At 37.0% G+C, this 20,038-nt stretch carries 19 protein-coding genes and 1 tRNA gene; 9 read left to right on the top strand and 11 right to left on the bottom strand.

What is annotated here, in order from left to right; translation table 11 throughout:
- The 4 genes from BLR30_RS04050 to BLR30_RS04035 all read left to right on the top strand — a co-directional run bounded on the left by BLR30_RS04050 (position 1) and on the right by BLR30_RS04035 (position 4,628).
- Complete coding sequence (locus BLR30_RS04050) at positions 1–1,245, top strand: DUF1015 domain-containing protein (protein ID WP_089855148.1); 1,245 nt, start codon at positions 1–3, stop codon at positions 1,243–1,245.
- Between the two features lie 53 nt (positions 1,246–1,298).
- A complete protein-coding gene (locus BLR30_RS04045) occupies positions 1,299–2,705 on the top strand; it encodes a M28 family peptidase (protein ID WP_089855145.1) in 1,407 nt (468 codons plus the stop codon).
- A gap of 75 nt (positions 2,706–2,780) precedes the next feature.
- Positions 2,781–3,248, top strand: coding sequence for a hypothetical protein (locus BLR30_RS04040; RefSeq protein ID WP_228400704.1), 468 nt, complete (start codon positions 2,781–2,783; stop codon positions 3,246–3,248).
- A 24-nt stretch (positions 3,249–3,272) separates the two neighbouring features.
- Positions 3,273–4,628 (top strand): M20/M25/M40 family metallo-hydrolase, encoded by a 1,356-nt coding sequence (locus BLR30_RS04035; RefSeq protein WP_089855142.1) that lies wholly within the window; start codon positions 3,273–3,275, stop codon positions 4,626–4,628.
- Between the two features lie 193 nt (positions 4,629–4,821).
- Here BLR30_RS04035 and BLR30_RS04030 read toward each other — a convergent pair whose 3' ends face one another.
- The 3 genes from BLR30_RS04030 to BLR30_RS04020 all read right to left on the bottom strand — a co-directional run bounded on the left by BLR30_RS04030 (position 4,822) and on the right by BLR30_RS04020 (position 7,873).
- Entirely contained in the window at positions 4,822–5,556 is a 735-nt protein-coding gene (locus BLR30_RS04030; protein ID WP_089855139.1) for a DNA-binding domain-containing protein, read from the bottom strand.
- A gap of 41 nt (positions 5,557–5,597) precedes the next feature.
- Positions 5,598–7,043, bottom strand: coding sequence for a hypothetical protein (locus tag BLR30_RS04025; protein WP_139164584.1), 1,446 nt, complete (start codon positions 7,041–7,043; stop codon positions 5,598–5,600).
- A 284-nt stretch (positions 7,044–7,327) separates the two neighbouring features.
- On the bottom strand, positions 7,328–7,873 hold the full coding sequence (locus tag BLR30_RS04020) for a hypothetical protein (protein ID WP_089855131.1): 546 nt from the start codon (positions 7,871–7,873) through the stop codon (positions 7,328–7,330).
- A gap of 536 nt (positions 7,874–8,409) precedes the next feature.
- Here BLR30_RS04020 and BLR30_RS04015 point away from each other — a divergent pair.
- Complete coding sequence (locus BLR30_RS04015) at positions 8,410–9,465, top strand: sodium:calcium antiporter (RefSeq protein ID WP_228400703.1); 1,056 nt, start codon at positions 8,410–8,412, stop codon at positions 9,463–9,465.
- A gap of 118 nt (positions 9,466–9,583) precedes the next feature.
- Positions 9,584–10,024 (top strand): DUF305 domain-containing protein, encoded by a 441-nt coding sequence (locus tag BLR30_RS04010; RefSeq protein ID WP_089855125.1) that lies wholly within the window; start codon positions 9,584–9,586, stop codon positions 10,022–10,024.
- A gap of 59 nt (positions 10,025–10,083) precedes the next feature.
- Here BLR30_RS04010 and BLR30_RS04005 read toward each other — a convergent pair whose 3' ends face one another.
- Positions 10,084–11,115: an AI-2E family transporter gene (locus tag BLR30_RS04005; RefSeq protein ID WP_175443597.1), complete on the bottom strand. Its 1,032-nt coding sequence runs from the start codon at positions 11,113–11,115 to the stop codon at positions 10,084–10,086.
- 434 nt (positions 11,116–11,549) lie between these two features.
- Here BLR30_RS04005 and BLR30_RS04000 point away from each other — a divergent pair, with 434 nt between their 5' ends.
- On the top strand, positions 11,550–11,921 hold the full coding sequence (locus tag BLR30_RS04000; RefSeq protein WP_089855120.1) for a YidH family protein: 372 nt from the start codon (positions 11,550–11,552) through the stop codon (positions 11,919–11,921).
- 105 nt (positions 11,922–12,026) lie between these two features.
- A complete protein-coding gene (locus BLR30_RS03995) occupies positions 12,027–12,920 on the top strand; it encodes a cation diffusion facilitator family transporter (protein ID WP_089855117.1) in 894 nt (297 codons plus the stop codon).
- Positions 12,921–13,020: 100 nt separating this feature from the next.
- On the opposite strand, the gene BLR30_RS03990 is transcribed toward BLR30_RS03995, so the two are convergent.
- From BLR30_RS03990 to BLR30_RS03960, 7 genes are all read right to left on the bottom strand, one after another.
- A complete protein-coding gene (locus BLR30_RS03990; RefSeq protein WP_089855114.1) occupies positions 13,021–14,262 on the bottom strand; it encodes an RNA polymerase sigma factor in 1,242 nt (413 codons plus the stop codon).
- Positions 14,249–14,605: a YciI family protein gene (locus BLR30_RS03985; protein WP_089855111.1), complete on the bottom strand. Its 357-nt coding sequence runs from the start codon at positions 14,603–14,605 to the stop codon at positions 14,249–14,251. Before BLR30_RS03985 ends, BLR30_RS03990 begins: the two co-directional genes overlap by 14 nt.
- Before the next feature lie 398 nt (positions 14,606–15,003).
- A tRNA-Ser gene (locus BLR30_RS03980) sits at positions 15,004–15,091 on the bottom strand.
- 145 nt (positions 15,092–15,236) lie between these two features.
- The gene (locus BLR30_RS03975) at positions 15,237–17,036 is read right to left on the bottom strand and encodes a hypothetical protein (protein WP_089855108.1); all 1,800 of its coding nucleotides are present in this window, start codon (positions 17,034–17,036) and stop codon (positions 15,237–15,239) included.
- Positions 17,037–17,254: 218 nt separating this feature from the next.
- Complete coding sequence (locus BLR30_RS03970) at positions 17,255–18,250, bottom strand: SDR family oxidoreductase (protein WP_089855105.1); 996 nt, start codon at positions 18,248–18,250, stop codon at positions 17,255–17,257.
- 456 nt (positions 18,251–18,706) lie between these two features.
- Complete coding sequence (locus BLR30_RS03965) at positions 18,707–18,925, bottom strand: hypothetical protein (protein WP_139164583.1); 219 nt, start codon at positions 18,923–18,925, stop codon at positions 18,707–18,709.
- A gap of 89 nt (positions 18,926–19,014) precedes the next feature.
- Complete coding sequence (locus BLR30_RS03960; RefSeq protein ID WP_089855099.1) at positions 19,015–19,629, bottom strand: alpha-ketoglutarate-dependent dioxygenase AlkB family protein; 615 nt, start codon at positions 19,627–19,629, stop codon at positions 19,015–19,017.
- A gap of 173 nt (positions 19,630–19,802) precedes the next feature.
- Between BLR30_RS03960 and BLR30_RS03955 the strand changes: the two genes are divergently transcribed.
- A complete protein-coding gene (locus BLR30_RS03955) occupies positions 19,803–20,036 on the top strand; it encodes a hypothetical protein (RefSeq protein ID WP_089855096.1) in 234 nt (77 codons plus the stop codon).
- Positions 20,037–20,038: the final 2 nt, after the last annotated feature.

Below are 20,038 nucleotides of genomic sequence, written 5' to 3'. Positions count from 1 at the left end.
ATGCCTGTTTTTAAACCTTTTCGCGGAATAAGACCTCATAAAGACTATGAGAGTACTTTCCCTACTCATCCTTTGGACAATTTTACACAGGAAGAGATAGCGGAAAAAGCTCAAGTTGAAGATACTTACATCAATATGATAAAACCCTATGTAGTAAGTAAATCTAAAGATATCGACCGGAATCTGAGAAAAATCAGGTCGACGTTTGAAGAATTGATGGATGAGCATAAACTCGTTCAGGACAATTCGGCATATTATCTTTATGAGCAGATCTATCCCGACAAACAGGTTTTCAGGGGGCTTTTAGGGCTTGCCAGCATTGAAGATTTCTGGAACGGAAAGATCAAAAGGCACGAAAGTACCATTCCGCAGAAAAAAGAAAAGCTGGCTCATTATCTTGAAAAAGTTAATCTTCAGGCAGAACCTGTGTTACTCACCTACCCTGCCAATTCAAAGATTGAGCTTTTAATGAACCATGAAGAGAAGAATGTTCCGATCTTCAATCATGTAGATACCAAAGGGATCAGGCATAAGATATGGAGAATAGATAACCGTCTTAAGCTACAGCAGTTTAAAGAAGTAATCGATCAGATTGATGCATTTTATATTGCCGACGGTCACCACAGAATCGGGTCGACGGCCCTGAATGCCAAACATCAGAAAGATAAAAACAAAAGACATAACGGAACCGAGCTTTACAATTTCGTCTACAGCTTTATCGTATCCAACCAGTCCATTAAAATTCATGATTACAACAGGATTGTGACTGACCTTAACGGACTTTCCAATGAAGAGTTTTTAAGTGAACTGGAAAAATACTTCCTTATTCACGAAAAAGGAGAAACGGCATATTTCCCTTCACAAAAATTCCACATATCAATGTATATGGATGGTAAATTTTATTCCCTTCACGTAAAGCATGATCTCCGCTCACAGGAAATGTCTCTGGATAATCTCGATCATCACCTTCTCGACAAGTATATTTTTAAAAATATCTTACAAATTGAAGATCCCGACAGTTCTGAGAAAATAGATTACATAAAAGGAACTTCAACCATTGAAGGCATCAGCTATCTTAAAGAAAGAATAGATAACGGAGGAGGAAAAGCAGGATTCGGGGTGTATCCCGTAAGCTTTAATGATATGATTAAAATTTCTGATCTCAAGCTTATCATGCCGCCCAAATGTACCTTTATAGAGCCTAAACTCGTTACAGCTCTTTTAATGTACGATATGAAACAGTAAAAACTGACCAATTTTTCATACTTTTAGCATGGAAAAAGAAAGGTAAAAAATAAATGAAAAAGATCTTCATTATCATTCCACTCTTTTTGAGTGGATTTTTATTTTCTCAAAAAAAACCACTGAGGAGACCGGTAAAGAAAACCGGCATTACGGAAAAGTTTAACTATCATGATGAGTTTAAAAAGATCTCGGATGAAATCATGATGAACGGAACCGCCTATAATAACTTGGGCGAACTTACAAAAGGGATCGGGCCACGATTCAGCGCTACTCCCGGTTATACGAAAGCCGTGCAATGGGCAGAAAGAAAGCTCAGAGAAATTGGTGTGGAAAAGATCTGGAGACAGGAAGCCAAAGTTCCGGTATGGATAAGAGGAAAAGAATCACTACAGATAAAGACAGAGAACGGAACATGGAAAAATATCAGGATGCTGTCTTTCGGAAATTCCGAAGGTACACAGGGAAAAGACCTTACCGGAGAAATCGTACTCATTAACACGACTTCTGACTTTAACGAAATGTCCTGGGGACAGCTCAAAGACAAAATAGTATTTGTAAATCTTCCCCTGGATCCGAGAATTATCAATACCAGCGATTCTTACCTGATTACTGCAAAATCAAAACTCATTTCCCCTTCCGTCATTGCAACTACAGGCGCAAAAGCTTTAATCATACGGTCATTAACTACGGCGAACGATGATATCCCACACGCCAAAATGATCTACTATGAACCGGATGATAAAGTAAAAATCCCTGCCATGACCATCGGGGCAAAATCTGCGGATGAGCTTGAGAAACTGCTCAAAAAACAAAAAGTAACCGCTAAAATCAATATGACCGCCGAAGCAAAAGGGGAAACAACCAACCCAAACATCATTGCCGAAATACCGGGAAAGAAAGACGATAAAGTGATCGTACTCGGCGCGCAATTAGACTCCTGGGACTTCGGGGAAGGTGCCATCGATGACGGAACCGGAGTGGTACAATGTATAGAAGTTTTGAGAACTATAAAATCTCTCGGCATCGACAACAATCATACGATCCGGGTTGTGTTATATGCCAATAGTGAAAACGGTGGGCAAGGCCGTGAAATGTATGCTGCATATGTAAAAAATAAAGATGAAAAGCATGTTTTTGCACTGGGAACCGATGCAGGAGGGTATTCTCCGAGAGGATTTTCATTAGATATGTCTCCCCAACGAAGAAGACAGATCTTTGAATGGAAAAACTATTTCCTTCCTTATGGAGTTTATGATTTTGACCAGACGGAAGCCATTCAGGATATTTCTCCGTTAAAAAAGATCAATGTCCCTCTGGCTGAACTGGTCGTAGATACCCAAAGATATTTCGATTACCATCATTCGGTAGAAGATACTTTTGACAAGGTGAATAAAAGAGAACTTCTGCTCGGAGCCGTTGTCATGACACAGATGATCTTTATGATCGATAAAAACTGGTAGTATATACAGCCAATATTCAATTTGCGTTTAAATAAAACCAGATATAGCAAAATTCAAACACCATAAAACAAATACATGGAAATTATTAAACCAGATCTGGAACCCGAACTCCTTACCGATACAAAAACCAATGCGCTTTATGAACAGTTGCAACAAATCCTGAGTGAACTGGAGCAAAAGAAAGTTTCAGCAGAAACCGTTGCGAAGATTAACAGCGAGACGGCAATAATCAATTCCACTACATTGCGTGGCAAAGATTTACACAAAATGCTGAAACAAAAGCAAAACAACATTATTAAACTTCTGGAAAAAGAACATAAAATCGCACCTAAAAATTACTACCGCAATTTGTGGCTGGCTGCAGGAATGGGTGCATTCGGATTGCCAATTGGAGTTGCATTTGGCCTGCTCATGGGAAACATCGCACTCCTCAGTATTGGATTACCGATCGGAATGGCCATCGGAATAGGCATCGGGTCTTCCATGGATAAAAAAGCAGAAACAGAAGGAAGGCAACTGAATATTGAAATCAAAAACCACTAAGTTAATTTACTGAATACCTTTACAATGAAACATATAATAACCGCTGCTCTGTTGCTTGGAAGTATGGCTATTTCCGCACAGGAAAAACAAGATTCTGTACGGTTTGCAGAAATTTCTACAGAGATATTAAATAAAGGAAAAGCCTATACCGAATTAAGAGATTTAACCAAAAACATCGGCCATCGTCTCAGCGGTTCTGAATCTTACGAAAAAGCAGTAAAATGGGCAGAACAAAAACTTCGTGATGCAGGAGCCGACAAAGTATGGCTGCAGGAAGTGATGGTTCCAGTCTGGGTGAGAGGAAAAGAATCGTTACAGATAAAAGCCTCCAACGGAAAATGGAAAAATCTTAAAATGCTTTCCCTCGGGAACTCTGAAGGTACGGGCGGGAAAGACATTTCAGGAGAAATCATCATGGTACGCTCAATGGAAGAATATGAAAAACTTACACCGGATCAGGTGAAAGACAAGATCGTTTTCTTTAATTATCCGTTTAGCCAGTCATATATTGAAACGTTCAGAGGATACAGTGACGCTGCGAAATACAGATCCACGGCTGCTTCTTTAACGGCAAAAAAAGGAGGGAAATTTGCCATCATCCGCTCACTTTCATCTGCTTTCGATGATGTTCCGCATACCGGAGCGATGCGCTACGCAAATGATAAGAAAATACCTGCGGTAGCCATCGGAAGCAGTACTGCCGACGAGATGGCCGGGCTTTTAAAGTCTCAAAAGATCATTGCCAAACTCAATTCCAATTGTGGAATGAAAGGCGAAAAACTCTCCCACTCTGTGATTGGAGAAATTACTGGTAAGAAAGACCAAAGCGTAATCGTTGTTGGCGGACATCTGGATTCGTGGGATGTAGGCGAAGGTGCTCACGATGACGGAGCAGGAATCGTGCAGAGTATTGAAGTATTACGAACATTTAAGAATTTAGGAATTAAAAATAACCATACAATTCGGGTAGTCTGTTTTGCCAATGAAGAAAACGGGGTGAAAGGCGGTGTTCAATACGGTAAAACAGCCAAGGAGAACAAGGAAAAACATATTTTTGCTATCGAAACAGATGCCGGAGGTTTTACCCCGAGAGGAATTTCCCTGGATATGAATGAGGAAAAAAGAAAACAGATCCAAAGCTGGTCGGGTATTTTCCTTCCTTACGGGATTTATGATTTTAAAAATACCTATTCCGGAACCGACCTCTACCCGCTTCATGATATGGGAATTCCAACCGCAGAACTCGTTCCCGATTCGCAACGGTATTTCGATATTCACCACACGGAAGAAGATACTTTTGAAAAAGTAAACCGGAGAGAACTGTTGCTAGGTGCCGTTGCCATGACGCAGCTCATCTACATGATCGATAAAAACTGGTAAATAGCAAAGCCGCCCCAACAAAGGGAGCGGCTTTTATGATTGGCTCTTACACCAATGCTGTACACTATTAATTTCTAACGGAACCGTTATATACACCCCCTTAGCCTCGTAAGTGGGAGTCACTTAGCACCGTAAGGGCATGTCACTTAGCTACCTAAGTGTCCTCCGCTTAGGTACGAGGGAAGCAGTCGCTTTACTGAACCGTCAGCTCACGCTCGAAAACTGCCGTGCGGGGTTCTTTCAGCAGATAGCTGCCGGTGAACTGTGTGGCAATCTCCAATCGATACGCTCCTGCGGGTAATGCAGGAATCACTACGATAACCTCTGAGGGGTTATTTGTCACCAGATCATTTTCTTCTACCATAATTCTGGCATCGGTTGCCATGTTCACGAAGAATACCCCTACCGAAGCATCTTCACCTGCTACCTTAATCTTGTTGCCCACGATCTTCAGGTTTCTGCCTGGAGTGAGCAGATCATTCACTGAACCACTCTTCACATCCGTTACCTGAAGAATAACCGAAGAAGCTTCTGCCACGCCCAGGATTTCGACTTCAATGTTTGGAACCTCTGCCCGCAACTTTTCTCCCTGGTTAAACTGGAAAATGATGCTGTGCTTGTCTTTGTTAAAAGTCTCCGATGGACTATCGAATACCCCTCGAATCGTCGTACTCGCCGTAAAATACCCGGTATTGACCGAAAAGCCATCGCAAAGCTGATACGCCATTTCTTTGAGGAAGAGTTCGGTCGCATGTTCCATCGAAGAAGCAGAGATATCTGCACCACCACGAGTAACGGCTGACTGACAGATCTGCTGGACATTAAGGCTTCGCTCACTGGTTGTACGTGCCGTGAAATCATTGGGATTGTCTTTGGTTAAAACGTTATCGTAGAGATACGCTTTGATTTTGTGTAAGATGTTTGACATTACTTTATAAAATATTGATTGTTATTATTTTTTATATACACTTAATATTTAGTAATTACGAGAACATATGTTCCAGAACTTCCCGCAGCAAATCGAGTAGCATATATCCTATATAAAGTATTTCTATTTGGAATAATCAATTCTGCATTATATTCAAGATCTTGAAAGTTATTAAAAGCGGCTCCCACACTCCCTAATCTTATCCAATTAGCTATATTTGAACCATTTGCAGTTACTGAATTAGTTGCAGCAGATGGTGTAATAGTAACAGATTGGGCTAAATAGTTATTAGTGGAATAATACCACTTTGTTAAGCTGTTAAAATTTGTGGATAAAGAAGGATCTTGTTGAAATCTGAAATAAACTTGTTCATTGTAAATAGAAAACTCTAAGTCGTCAATTTTTATACTATATGAAAAATTTGAATTTGCAGAATTATAGATTATTTTCTTTGTCGTTACATTCGTCCCCACTCCATCTCCTACCGATGCTGTACAACCTGTAACTCCAAAAACTGTTGATCCTAAATTGAAGCTTGCTGCAATCGGGCTATTTTGTAATGGTGTTCCGCTTACTGTATAGCTCAATACCCCCGAACCGCTTTCAAGTTCTCCACTATTCAAGGTTGCCGTTAATCCTGTATTAACTGTTGAGTTTATGACTGTTCCTCCGGAAAATAAACCTGCATTTCCACCTGTATAAGGTACTTTAAGCACTCCTGTGTAGGCTACCCCTGCTGAAAATGTATTGGGCTCAAGATAGGCATCCGTACATTTAAGGCTCGTAATGGCAGGAGAGATCGTAGGGTTATTATTCACTGACCTCCATTCTGTACCATTCCAGAATACGAAACCTTTAAAGACCAGACCTGCTGCTCCTGTGTTATATGCCATTAATCCGGTAGCAGGAGAAGGTATCGTGGTTTGGTCGGTAGAACCTGTCAACGATACTCTTGGAATTAACATTCCTTTGTTGGTTGAAGCAACTTCTAATGCTGCACTTGCATCCGGGCTGCTTGTTCCGATTCCGATCTGTCCATTATCTTTGGCGACAAAATCGGTTCCTGCTGCTCTTGTTGTTCCATCTGCTTTGGTTCCTAATTTTACCATACTGTTGGTGGTGTCATTGATCCACGCATCGTTGGTGGTATCACCCGCTGCTGCACCTGCCATTTTCTGCCATACACTTCCATCGAAATAATAATATCCCGCAGCGGTAATATTAGCTGTTGCACTTGTAGGAGAAGAGTCAGCAGAGGTTGCATAGATGATAAGTCCTTTCTGGTTTGATCCGTAGACTCCTGCTACTGTCGCGGAATGGATATTACTACCGGATAATTGAGGGATGATGAGTCCTTCCGGTTTGCTGCCGTCGGTTGTTTTGGCGGTAATATCGAGGGTTGCTTTTGGGGAAGTGTTATTAATCCCCACCTGAGCGAATGCTGTCATGCTGAGCAGCATTGCGGCGGCTGTAAATAAATGTTTCATTGTTTTGTATTTATGTTATTATTATATTCTTCATTGTGAACACGAAGCCCACAAAGATTTTTTTAATATGTTATGTTTTTAAGTTTCACAAAGGCGTTACACTTATAAGAGCTAGCTAAGATTATTATTCGTTATTCATTTTGATTCACCCCGTCACTTCGAGTAGACTTTATAGAAGTCGTATCGAGAAGTTTATGAGTTTGAGGATCAATGTCATTCTCGATACATTTTTTCTTCACCTTGTTACGAAAAAACACTCGAATTGACGACGAATCCAATATGACTTATGTGTTAAAAATCTTTGTGCCTTCAAGTGGAAGTGCAGGCGGAGGACGAACGAAGTGATTGATGATGATATTTGTAATTTGAAATGGATAAAAAGCACTATCTATAAACTTATTTCTATCCCTACCTATTTCTTCAAGTGCGAGAAATAAAGGTTTTATTGTTTTATCAAGAAGCTTCACAGAAGCGCTTCCTATAATCCCCAACATTGAGGTACGAGAAATGCGTCCGGGGTCATGATGACTCCCCGGACTTCCTGTATAGCAAGCCTTATTAGCTGCAATAATGACTGATTTTTGAGTAGAAAATGGTAAAGATGATCTCTTAAGAAAATCTCTGGACTTTTTAGCTGATGTAAAACCTTTATTCTGTTCAGAACCTGCAATAAATACAGACGTTTCTGAATAGACATACGAGTCTTCAGCTACGAAAATAATGGAATCTCCCGGTACAAACGAACCGGAATATGCTTTTGAAGGAATGAAAATATACCACCATACTACGCAAAAACGTAGTAATGGAAAAGATCTAAAATATTTCATCATAGTGTTCATTCCGTGCTATAGTAAAAAGTAGTCTTGGTTGGACTACTTTTCCTAGGTAATGAACACTACATCACAAATATATAAAATAAATCAGGAAAACTGTATTGTAAGTTTGTGCGATCTTGTGGTTTTTGTTGTCAAAATGTAAGAAATTAGAAAATAAAAGGTTAGTGTTTGGAAGTGAAAATATTTTGTTTACATTTGTAGCTGTAAAAGTAGTCCAACCAAGACTACTTTTGGGGTATTGCCGTTTTCATGGGCAATTACGGGTAATCCCTACTCTATTTCATTTAATCTTTTACACTAATTTTCGATAGCAATCCTTTTCTGCTCTCAGCGACTTAGAATATAATTGTACAGCATTTTCTTTCCGAAACAGCAAAAACGAAACGAAAGATATTTTACAATAATAAAGAAGCAAAATATTTGGTGAGTTTACAGCAATATCAATAATCATGGTCTTAATTTTGAAGATAAGTGTTTAAAAAGTTTAGTATCATTCAGAATACAAGCTATAATGTATAATTACTAAGTTTATGATGGAACTCAATACTTTATCTTTACCCGTGCTTCTTCTCGTCTTTACCGTTGCGGCGGCGGTAATCTGGGTGGCGGGAGTACACCTCTCGAAATCAGTTGACATTTTATCCAGGCATTTTCATTTGGGCCAGGCACTAGGCGGGGTTATCCTGCTGGCAGTGGTAACGAATTTACCCGAGATCGCCATTACCGTAAGTGCAGCACTGAAAGGAAATCTGGATATGGCTGTTGGTAATATCTTGGGAGGAATAGCCCTGCAAACCGTCGTTCTTATGTTTCTTGATGCCTTTGTACTTGGAAAGAAAGGCGCGCTAACTTTCATGGCTTCATCAATGTCACTCATATTGGAATCTATTGTACTGGTCATGATTCTTATCCTTGTGGTAATTGGCCATCAGCTGCCCGACTCTTTATCGGTCTTTCATATCTCACCGGCAAGTTTTGCGATTCTTCTGGTATGGATCTTCAGTCTTATCCTTGTTGATAAAGCTGGAAAGGGACTTCCCTGGAAGAAAGAAAATCTTTCACAAAATGGTTCTGCTAAAGACAAACAATCCTCTCAAAATAAAAAAGCAGGAAAGCATATTGGTAAAACAGTATTTATTTTCGTGCTTTGTTCGTTGTTTACTTTATTCGCCGGTGTAACGCTTGAATCGAGCGGCGATGCGATCGCCCAACATTTTCATATGAATGGATTGATTTTTGGCGCAACCGTTCTGGCACTGGCGACTTCACTCCCGGAAATTTCTACTGGTGCAGCGGCTATCAAACTCGGAGATTATGAGCTTGCAATAAGCGATATTCTCGGGGGCAATGCCTTTTTACCGGTACTCTTTCTTGTCGCTTCTGTTATTGCAAAAAAATCGGCATTACCCGAAGCTCAACCTGCAGATATTTATCTTACAGGAGTCGCTATACTGCTGACTTTAATTTATTGTATAGGTTTGATTTTCCGGTCAAAGAAACAGTGCCTGCGCATGGGTATGGATTCGCTAGCTGTCTTTCTAATCTATCTGCTGAGTATAGCCGGCCTTTTCTTTATTGCAAGCTGACAAAAAATATAATTTGTTTTTTGAAGGAAATGCCCTATCGTTTTTTCAGATGATTTAGAAATAAGAAATTAAAGGTTTGATTTTTGGATGTTTATCAATAACTTAAAATATTTAAATTATGGAATATAAAAAATTCAGTCTTACGATTCTTTTATCGTCGATCATTATGTATGTGATAATGTTTCTGAATATGGATAAAATCGAAGACTACTACACCAGTATCACGAGAATATACATGACCTTATTAATGGTTGCTCCCATGGCAATTATTATGATTCTGATGATGAGAAAAATGTATACAAATAAAAGGATAAATACCGGAATTATTACCGTGGCAACCTTTGTGTTTATTATAGCCCTTATCGGTTTAAGATCACAGACACCTGTGGGCGATGTTCAATATTTAAGAGCAATGATTCCTCATCATTCTTCAGCTATAATGACGAGCAAAAACGCATCAATCAAAGATCCTGAAGTACGACAGCTGGCAGACAGTATCATCAAATCGCAAGAAAGAGAAATCCGGCAAATGAATAATATATTGAAAAGACTTGACTAATAGCTGTATCTTTTAAGCTTTTCCTTAGGGCTACTTCAACCAATTCTTTAAGTTTTAGTTTATAAGGCACAAGAGTTTTCCTTTTTCAGGTAACCTTTTACATACAGGTCGTTAACGAGTACAAAGATAACAGCCAGCAGCGGTGTGGCCATAAATAATCCAAGGCCGCCTAAAAATATTCCTAGAAAAACCTGCCAGGCTAATGTTAATGCAGGGGGAAGATCAACTGCCTTTTTATTGATGTATGGTGTGATAAGATAACTTTCCAGGGTTTGAACAATAATGTAAAGTGCAGCAGCGTAAAGTGCTTGCTCGGGGCCATTTACCATTCCTATAAGCATTGCCGGAATCATCGCAATGATCGGCCCTATATTAGGAATAAATGTAAGAATCATTGCAATAAGCGAAAGTACTAGAGGAATGGGAAAATCCAGCAAAATCAATCCTATATAAGTAAGTATTCCTACGACCAGCATTGATAAAAATTTACCTTTTAGCCAGTTGGCCAGTGTTTCGTAGCATTTATAAATCAATTTATCAGCTTTCGGAACAACTTTATCCGGCAGCAGACAAAGAAATCCTTTTTTGTAAAGTTTCGGATCTACGGCAAAAAATAATGCAATCACGATAACAACGAATGTGTTTGCCAATGATGACAAAGTAGTAGAAAATATTGCAGTTGTACTGTTTACAATATCTTCTTTATTGTCTTTTACGAGTTCTTTCGGGTTTTTAATATTTTTCAGAAGGTCTTTTCCCCAAGAGGTATGAGATAAATTCTCCTGAAGTTTGCTTATTGATTGTGGTATATCTTTTTGCAATTGCGAAACCTGTTCGTCCAGTGAAGGATACATCAACAGGCCGATTCCTGTAATAACAATAGTGATTAATAATACAGTGATGGCTAATGCTCCTGCATATTTTATGGTAAGCCACTTTTTGATTTTTACCGTTATAGAGATCAGTAATACGGCTAAAACAACGGAGGCGAACAGCATAAAAAAGAAATCAATTCCGAACGCTAATAAAAGCGTCGCAACAATAAGAGAAATTATAATTATAGAACGCTGTACAAAAATTTTAAAACTCAAAATGATAATATTTAATTATTATGTAATTATGATAGTAGAAATGAAGAGGATTAATTTCTATAAAAAAGATACCTCTTCAATAAAGCTTTTCTGTAAATGAATTGTATTAAACGCTAAATATCAGGCCATTATTCATGTTTTAATTTTACTTAAATCCTCAATCGGAATAATATGGTCTAAAAATCCAATAATCTTTTTTATACAATTACCATGCCTGTAGAATCTATAATGAGATAATCTGAAATTTTGAAAATTATTCTACAAATAATCATAATATCAATAACTATTTAAAATTTGATTTGAATTTTGCCTGATCTTTAAACTTAGCCGTCAGAAAATCATAAATTATCTATTAAAAATTCTGATGTTGGATTATGGTTTGCATTCATATTGCATCACTGAATTTTAGACTAACGTGAATAGGATTATGAATAATGAAAAAAAATAAGACAAGCGACCATCTCGCTAATGAGCGCACATTTCTTGCCTGGCTAAGGACATCAGTAGCATTAATGGGTTTCGGATTTATACTGGTGAAATTTTCCGTATTTCTAAAACAGATTTCACTGCTTAATGCAGAAAAGCATATCATTCACTCACAGAAAGAATACTCCGATCTTACAGGTCTTATCCTTGTTGCTACAGGAGTTGTGATCCTTATTTTATCCTATCTTAATTACAGAAAGACTCAAAAAAAGATCACGGAAAACATTTTTGTCGGAAACAATTCTTTAATACTAACCGTAACGGTTCTTATTGTATGTATCAGTATCTTTCTTATAGCCTATTTTTTTAATAATTTGTAATCATAGTGATTTTATAAAATATTATTTACAATATTCAAATCATACTGAAAATGGTAAATTGTATTAAAAATTCATTCTTCTTTTTCATATTTATACTAGAATTAAATGGCCAACAATCGTAAATCAATTTACAGTGCACTTGCTGCTAATCTGCTGATAGCTGTAACAAAGTTTATAGCAGGAGCATTTACAAACAGCTCATCAATGATCTCGGAAGGCATACACTCAACCGTTGACTCCACCAACCAGCTGCTACTTCTGTACGGAATAAAAAGAAGTAAAAAAGCGCCAGACGAATCGCACCCTTTCGGATATGGTAAAGAATTGTATTTCTGGTCTTTTATCGTTTCTATTCTCATTTTTGGTTTAGGTGGTGCCCTATCAATTTATCAGGGAATTTTACACATTATCGAACCAGAAGTGATGAAAAATCCATTCTGGAATTATATAGTATTGGTTCTTTCTCTAATTTTTGAGGGAACATCTTTGCTTATATCCTTAAAAGAATTTAATAAAACGCGTAACGGTGCAGGATGGTGGGATTCTATTATCAAGAGTAAAGATCCTTCCAGCTTCCTTGTTGTCTTTGAAGATGGTGCGGCAGTAGCGGGTTTGATTATTGTCATGATTTTGATGAGTATAAGCTATTCTTTTCAAATTCCGGAATTGGATGGAATTGCGTCTATACTCGTGGGATTAATACTTGTTTTTGTGTCCTTAATTCTGGCTCGGGAAAGCAGAAGCTTACTAATGGGGGAAGGAATATCGCCTGATACAAGAGAAAAAATCGCAAAATTAGCCGAACAGGATACCGCAGTACTAAGAACTAAAAATATATTATCCACCTATCAATCACCTGAAGAGATCGTATTGATGCTTATTATAGACTTTCAAGATCATCTGGATACAGAAGAAATTACTATGGCTGTTCAGCGTATTCGCGAAAATATAAAAAAAGAGTTTCCTTTGGTTCGATTTGTTATTATTCAGCCGGATTAATCACACATTCTTATTTGGACTGGACAGAACTTAATCAAGTATTTTTTGATTTGATAACGAAAGTAGCCAAAATGAAAATTTTCGGCAGTGAACTTAATAATCAACTTCCTCCCAATTCTGAAATTTTCCTTTTCAAAGTCTGTTTTTCAATCTTTGATTTTGAAAGTTTAAAAGCTTCGTGATAATGCGCCAATGATGTTTTTATATTTTCTTTCTCGTACAAATATCCGAGCAGGCTGTGATAATTGATTCCATCGTTAAGGTTAAGCTTTTCCGTTTCGGAAATACCCATTGCACAACCATATACTTTTGCGAAAGCAAAGGCTCTGTTCAATGCAGCTAAGGGAGAATATTCTTTAATGAGCAACTGATTGTAAAGCTGTAGAATGGATGTCCATTTCAAGTTTTCATCGGCTGCTGAAATGTGCCAATACGCAATAGCCGCTTCAAAATGATATTTAGATTTTTCTCTTTCTTCAAAAGCTTTAATCAGATACAAATTACCTTTTTCAATAAGAAAACTGTCCCAAAGACCTTTGTCTTGTTCTTCAAAAAGAACGGCTTCTCCATTAATATTGATCCTAGCCTCCAGACGCGAACTCTGAAAACACATCAAGGCAATCAATGCGTTGGTCTCAGGAATATTGGTAAATGAATTCTTTGTAAGTTCCAAAGTCAATCGAAGCGCCTCTGAACAAAGTTCTTTTCTTATCATTTCATTATTTGATCTGGAAAAATAACCTTCGTTAAAGAAAAGATACAATGTTTTCAGAACCATTGAAAGTCCGTTTTCTATTACTTCTTTATCTACTCTACATATCTGAAATTTCTCTTCACGAAGCTTATTTCTGCCACGTTGAAGACGTTTTTTTATCGTTTCAGGTTTAGAAAGAAATGCATCCGCAATTTCCTGCACACTGAAACCACAAAGAATCTGTAGCGCCAGGCAAATCTGCGTTTCTTCAGAATGAGAGATATTACAAACCGCAAAAATCATCGCCAACTGACTGTCTTCTATTATTTTTTCTGTGAAATCCAGCTCAATATCAGACTTTTCGGAAGAAAGATGGTTCTTTATCTTAGATTCAAAAATCGAGTTCCGTCTGAGATGGTCTTTTGCTTTATTTTTGGCAACTGTGTACAACCATCCCACAGGATTTTCCGGAATACCTTTCTGCATCCAGTATTCCGTGGCCTTCAAAAAAGTTTCACTGGCTACATCTTCTGCAACTTCAATATGTTGTAGGCCGAAATGACGGCACAAAACGGCCGTCATTTTAGCATATTCCTGTCGAAAAAGATGCTGCAAAAGCCTATTGTTTTGTCCGTTAGCTATGGTCATCTGGCGTTACCACTTTTCTCACTTCCACATTACCTCCGATGTTGAGAATCGGACAAGCAGATGCAATCTCAACAGCTTTATCAATGGTTTCTGTTCTCACAATAATGTAACCGTTAATAAATTCTTTAACCTCCGTATAAGGACCATCTGTGATAATATTACCTGGTTTTACGGTTTTGCTTTCGCTCATAGAAAGGCGATTACCTTTATCCGCCAGTTTATCCTGTGCAGCGATGCTGCCCATCCAATCCATCCAGTCGGTTAATAATTTCTGCATTTGCTCAGGGGATGGCTTAGCACCGCCGTTTTCGCTGTTTCTGAAAATTAAAACAAATTCTTTCATTTTATAAAAATTTAAAGTTCATTCTAATGACGATTGATTTTCCGGAATGAGGACATTTTTCAAAAAATTATTTCAAAGAATCAATATTTCTAATGCCAATACCGAAAAATCTAAATTACAGTATCACCTTTCAAAATTAAATTTAAATTCTGTAATCTTACATTTATAATTTTATAAAACTAATTTTAAATCATAAGTTATACTTCACTCAATATCGTTTACCTATTGATCGGGTTTTCCTTGATTTTTCGTGACCCATTTTTGTAATTTTTTGAATGGGACACGAAATAGGTCATATAAATCGTGACCTATTTTGGTTTTTTTTGATACTGCACTAAAACAAAAAACGCTGTAAACATTGATGTTTACAGCGTTTTAGCTTATTTTGGTTTCCCAACTGGCGGAGAGTGAGGGATTCGAACCCCCGGACCTGTTACAGTCAACAGTTTTCAAGACTGCCGCAATCGACCACTCTGCCAACTCTCCTTAAACTCCGATGATATCGTCGTTTTCAGTGGTGCAAATATAAAAAAAATTTTAATATTGCCAAAACATTTTTAATAGTCCATTATCAACCTTTAAAAATGAATGAAATACAAACCCTCAAATGTATATGAAGGCTTGTATTATTTTAATTTTCAGGGATTATAATTTGGGATACTATTAATTTATAGTGTTGTAAATGACATCTGATATTCAAATCTGCTTTGAAATAATCAGAAATTACCAAAAGATTTTCGTAATAATTAATTCCACTCAACAGGTTTTCTTTGAAATTTTTCCATTTTTTAATCTGACCTGCCGTGATGCTTCCCGTGAAATTATTAATGTCATTCTTTAGATGATCGATGTACATTTTCATCTCGTTAATAAACATATTTGGCCTGGCTTTATGGGAAATAACATTTGTTTTTCCATAAATATGCTTTACCATTTCGGATAATGAAATTTCCTTATCGAAATACGCCAGGTTTGGCCCGGGACAAACAACAACCCCTTGTTTTTCACCTTTTATTTCAATCCCGTTTTCAATGTAGGCAGCATTTACCAACCCTACACAAAGACAGGCTTTTTCAGTGATATTTTCTTTTTTCTTTTGATAGATTTCTGGTGATATTTCCTGTCTTTCAGACTCCAGTTCATGGAGTTTCAAATCCTGATATTTTTTTGATGCTGTACAAGTTCCCTCCGGCGAATATTCTTTACTTAAAGCAAGAAGCTTTTTGGGGCAGGAACTTCCATAACGGTGTCTGGCCTGTTTTTCATGTCTGAGAACCTCATTGGAAGATCCTTTAACGGTATTAAACGGAACACCAAGCGGCGAAAGATTACTGATGTAAAAATCATTTTCTTTTGCCTGTGTGAGAAGCTGTCTGGTTTCGTTGTCCATAGATGTTGCTTCAGGAACAAGCAGAAAAGGTGATCCCCAACCGATACTGTCAACATCATAAGTCTTTAAAAGGAATTCATGTTCTTCGGCAGTTCCTACTCCACCCTGTACGGTTATTTTCATTTCCAGTAGTTCGTTTACAGTACATCTTCCTTTCTGTTCGAGAATTTTATTCATCATCACATGTGCAGATTCTACAAGCTCATGCTTTTTCTGTTTAAACTCTTCAAGAATTGGCCCAAGCAAAAGCCCTTCCGTAGCAAAAGCATGTCCTCCACAATTTAATCCTGATTCTATCCTGTATTCTGAAACCCAAAGTCCTTTTTTGGCTAAAAAATTCCCCTGAACCATCGCCGAACGGAAATCGCTGACTTTAAGAATGATTTTCTTTTTAATATTTCCGTTTTCATCCGGATAGAAGTCATCAAATTCTTCAATATAGCTGTATAAACGTGGATTCATTCCTGCAGAAAGAACCATTGATGATGAGAGCCTGCTTTTCGCAAATCCGCGCAGCGAGGCATGAGCATCATTATACATTGTTGGCAGCTGATGATGATTTTTAAAATTATCCTTATCGACTTTTGTCATGATATTGACATCGATACTTCCTGGGGAAAGATGTTTTTCGACAAAGCTTTTTATCGATGAGGCAATTCCTTCTTTTTGGTTTAGAAGATTCTGTAAACCTGCTGTAAGTTCTGATGTGTTGGGAAGCATTTCCACAAAATTCATCAGAGCCGTTTTATTTTTTGAGATTTCTTCTTTAAAGGCTTCAAATTTTTCATTAACGATGTCATCCAGCATATCAAGATAAGCGGTGATCCTTTTGGCACGGTAATCTTCAACCCTTGTAGAAATACTTGCATAATTCAGGTTGAATTTAGTACTGTAAAAATTTTTCATTTTTTCTATAATCTCATCATCAATTATAGACACTACGGATGAAATACCGTATTGCGCTACACGAACAGGGCTGTCTATGGTGTACGCTAATCCCATTACGGGAATATGGAAATTGTGTAAAGGCTTTTTGATCATTTCGATATTGATTAAAATAATTTTATGCCTAAATTCCCATCAACTCATTCACTAGTGCAAAAATACCAGTTTAATATTAATTATGCATACAATAACACGTTAATTTAACACATTATTTTTAAAATCAAATTATTGAGGCTTTTTGATAAAAAAATCGGATAAATCTACTGTCTATCCGAATTAATTTTTATTTGTTATAAAACTTTAAATTATTTTTTTTACTCCTTGCTTGAAGATTTTACTTTAAGAAACATAAATGCAAGCCCGAGACCAAGCCCTGCCATAAGCGCTAAACGTGTTTTCTTTGATGGCACCGGCAATATTGTTTCACCGTAAATTCTGTGTGGTTCTGAAGAAGGTTCCAAAACATTTCCTGAATCGGAGGGTGCATTTTTTAGTTTCATCATAAGTCTCATCCATGCCGAAGCTGTATTGATAATCGGTTTGGGGAACAGTCCATATAATCCGGTGAGAATTCTCGAAGTAATATCCGGAAACATTTCCTTTTGGGGATTTTTTGCCAATTCTACAAATTTAGCTGCCGTATCTCTGGGATCTGAAGCAAATGGCGGAATTTTAAAATCCAGTCCTGAAAATTTTGCAGAGTGCATATTACCCGTAGAACGTTGGATTTGGGGATAAAGATTGCAGATATGTACATTTGGAAAATCAGAAATTTCACCATGAAGACATTCCATCATACCACGGATTCCGAATTTTGTAGAAGAATACACCGCACTGTAAGGTGCCGGCATAAAACCTCCGATTGAAACATTATTAATTAATATTCCTTCATTCTGCCTTTTAAAAACAGGTAAAACACTATAAGCGCCATGCATATATCCGAAAAGATTGGTTTTTATAACCTGCTCGTTAATATCCATCGGTATTTCTTCAAATTTTCCACTTGCCATTACCCCTGCATTATTGAGCCATATGTCTATTCTTCCGTTGAATTGTAATGCTTTGTTGGCAAGATTCTGCACATCAGCAGCCACAGAGACATCCGTCGGTACTCCTAAGGCAGCGACTCCCAAATCTCTGCATAAAGACATCGTCTCGTCCAGCGCTTCCTTTCCTCTTGCTGCTACAACGATATTACACCCCTCTAAAGCGAAGGCTTCTGCTGCTGCTCTGCCTACTCCACTGCTTCCTCCGGTAATGACCACTGTTTTCCCTCTAAGGCTTTGTTGAATTTCTTTATTAGATTCCATTTTGTGATTGGTTTGGTTAGTTGTCTATAAACCACCTATTATTATGCCATAAACAATTAAAATTTTCATGATTAATGTTCAAATTATAAAATAAAAGTATCTGAATATTAAGTAAAAGTTTACTCTGGATAAAATTGTTTCCTTTTCAAATTAATCAGATTATTATTTTTTCTTAAATTATGTTAAACAATACTAAAAATTTCGTTGAAGAAAATCATTTGGCATAATATTTTAATGTATTCTAGTACTCATGTTTAATTTGAGTTTTCATGGTTATTAGTTTTTATCCTCAGTTTTCTGAGGATTTTTTGTTTTTAATAATAATTACATATTAATTTCATAAAATTGCCTTCTAAATTAATTATATGGATAATAAATTCCTCTGAATATTAATTTTAATGCAATAAAAAAAGCAGCCAAAAGCTGCTCATGTATATGTTGATTTGTTAATAGTAATTAAACTGAATACGCTCCTTTATTTTGAAATACGTTAATCCCTTCCACTTTATTTTTCTGGGTATTATAAATCATTTCAACGGTAAAATGCGAAATTTCATAGAGAACATATCTAAGCGTATTAACGGTTCTTTCATTCATAATACGTCCTTCATTCATCACTAAACTGAATTGATCCTGATTAGGCATATTTTTAAAATCGTAATAAGAAATATTCATAGCTGATGTTTTAATGCTTTGTGTATCAATAGACAATTTCTTTGCCAAATTACATTGCCGATATCATTTAATTAAAAAAATAATTCTTTTCATGATATTTCCTTAATAAATCTAAACGTAAGATTGATCCGGGGCTTCATTAGCCTGGATGATTTTGCAATACGGTGTTCCCAACCTTTCTGCAAATCACCTTTCATAATCAACAGTGAGCCATGTCCCAAAGCAAGACTGTATTTTTGCTGATGGTTATCAACTTTTCTGAAATCAAAATTTCTCACTTGCCCCAGGCTTAACGAGGCAATTGCAGGCCTTTCTTCCAATTCACTATCCTTATCCCGATGCCATGCTACCGAATCATTTCCGTCGCGATACAAATTGAGCAGGACAGAATTAAATTTATACTCCGAATATGTTTCAATTTTTTCTTTCAACGCAAGTAATTCCGGCGACCATTCATTCACGGTAAAATCATTATTTCCCAAATTATACATTTTGCTACTGTCGCCATACCATGCCGTTAAACGCGGAGTTAGTACCGTTTTGTCGTACATTTTCTGCGTATTCTGCTTCCAGGGTGTTACAAGAAGAAGTTTTTCCTTAAGCTCAGATGCTTCTTTATCACTTAAAAAATCTTCAGTATATTCCAGCAGTTCTTCAGGAAACCTGTAATATTCACTCGCATCGAACAGATTTAATTGGCTCATAACACATGTTTATTGTATTAAATTTAATTAGTTTGAGTGTGAAAACCTGCATCTAAAATTAAGCCATCGATGAATTCATTCTTAAAATCAATACCACAAAGATTTACTCATTATTAATGATTATTTAGGATGGCATAATTTATTCATTAGCCAAAAAACTTAAATATTTTATTATGAATTTTAAAGAAGCTCTGCAACATAAAAAAGAATCACTGAAAAATGCTGATGAATCTGTATTAAACCTTTTTCATGTGATTATAACTCCATCCAAAACCGATGAAAGCGCCAAATTTATTGAAGATTTTCTGAAATCTCCGGAATCCTTCAATGATGAAAGCTGTCAACAATACTGCTCAGACGAAAACTATGAAGTCGTTAGCTTTAAAAAAGAAGAAAACGATCGATAAAA

Source organism: Chryseobacterium taeanense (assembly GCF_900099685.1).
Classification (GTDB): domain Bacteria; phylum Bacteroidota; class Bacteroidia; order Flavobacteriales; family Weeksellaceae; genus Chryseobacterium; species Chryseobacterium taeanense.
This window is presented reverse-complemented; position numbering and strand designations above follow the sequence as displayed.

Excerpts from the sequence above, each read along its gene's own strand:
- BLR30_RS04050 (WP_089855148.1), top strand. The coding sequence starts at position 1 with ATGCCTGTTTTTAAACCTTTTCGCGGAATAAGACCTCATAAAGACTAT.
- BLR30_RS04045 (WP_089855145.1), top strand. The coding sequence starts at position 1,299 with ATGAAAAAGATCTTCATTATCATTCCACTCTTTTTGAGTGGATTTTTA.
- BLR30_RS04040 (WP_228400704.1), top strand. The coding sequence starts at position 2,781 with ATGGAAATTATTAAACCAGATCTGGAACCCGAACTCCTTACCGATACA.
- BLR30_RS04035 (WP_089855142.1), top strand. The coding sequence starts at position 3,273 with ATGAAACATATAATAACCGCTGCTCTGTTGCTTGGAAGTATGGCTATT.
- BLR30_RS04030 (WP_089855139.1), bottom strand. The coding sequence starts at position 5,556 with ATGTCAAACATCTTACACAAAATCAAAGCGTATCTCTACGATAACGTT.
- BLR30_RS04025 (WP_139164584.1), bottom strand. The coding sequence starts at position 7,043 with ATGAAACATTTATTTACAGCCGCCGCAATGCTGCTCAGCATGACAGCA.
- BLR30_RS04020 (WP_089855131.1), bottom strand. The coding sequence starts at position 7,873 with ATGATGAAATATTTTAGATCTTTTCCATTACTACGTTTTTGCGTAGTA.
- BLR30_RS04015 (WP_228400703.1), top strand. The coding sequence starts at position 8,410 with ATGATGGAACTCAATACTTTATCTTTACCCGTGCTTCTTCTCGTCTTT.
- BLR30_RS04010 (WP_089855125.1), top strand. The coding sequence starts at position 9,584 with ATGGAATATAAAAAATTCAGTCTTACGATTCTTTTATCGTCGATCATT.
- BLR30_RS04000 (WP_089855120.1), top strand. The coding sequence starts at position 11,550 with ATGAAAAAAAATAAGACAAGCGACCATCTCGCTAATGAGCGCACATTT.
- BLR30_RS03995 (WP_089855117.1), top strand. The coding sequence starts at position 12,027 with ATGGCCAACAATCGTAAATCAATTTACAGTGCACTTGCTGCTAATCTG.
- BLR30_RS03990 (WP_089855114.1), bottom strand. The coding sequence starts at position 14,262 with ATGACCATAGCTAACGGACAAAACAATAGGCTTTTGCAGCATCTTTTT.
- BLR30_RS03985 (WP_089855111.1), bottom strand. The coding sequence starts at position 14,605 with ATGAAAGAATTTGTTTTAATTTTCAGAAACAGCGAAAACGGCGGTGCT.
- BLR30_RS03975 (WP_089855108.1), bottom strand. The coding sequence starts at position 17,036 with ATGATCAAAAAGCCTTTACACAATTTCCATATTCCCGTAATGGGATTA.
- BLR30_RS03970 (WP_089855105.1), bottom strand. The coding sequence starts at position 18,250 with ATGGAATCTAATAAAGAAATTCAACAAAGCCTTAGAGGGAAAACAGTG.
- BLR30_RS03965 (WP_139164583.1), bottom strand. The coding sequence starts at position 18,925 with ATGAATATTTCTTATTACGATTTTAAAAATATGCCTAATCAGGATCAA.
- BLR30_RS03960 (WP_089855099.1), bottom strand. The coding sequence starts at position 19,629 with ATGAGCCAATTAAATCTGTTCGATGCGAGTGAATATTACAGGTTTCCT.
- BLR30_RS03955 (WP_089855096.1), top strand. The coding sequence starts at position 19,803 with ATGAATTTTAAAGAAGCTCTGCAACATAAAAAAGAATCACTGAAAAAT.